The 215-nt window shown below is 67.4% G+C and carries 1 protein-coding gene; it reads right to left on the minus strand.

Translation table 11 applies throughout. The features are described from left to right. The coding region (locus tag ACAG21_RS28170) for an HNH endonuclease signature motif containing protein (RefSeq protein ID WP_370499522.1) at window positions 1-215 on the minus strand (215 nt) is incomplete at both ends.

The following is a 215-nucleotide window of genomic DNA, read 5'->3' on the forward strand; positions in this document are numbered from 1 at the left end:
GGTCGAGGTGGGGTGGGGGGATCCATTGGGTGTGGCCGTTGGGGTGTGTGCGGGTGGTCCAGCCGTGGGGTTGTAGGAGTCGGTGGTGGGTGCCGCAGGCCAGGGTGAGGTTGTCGATGTCGGTGTCGTGGCAGGTGGCGTAGTCGGTGATGTGGTGGACTTCGCAGTAGTAGCCGCCCACGGTGCAGCCGGGTGCGGTGCAGCCGCGGTCTTTG

This window comes from Mycobacterium sp. pR1184 (assembly GCF_041287235.1).
Classification (GTDB): Bacteria; Actinomycetota; Actinomycetes; order Mycobacteriales; family Mycobacteriaceae; genus Mycobacterium.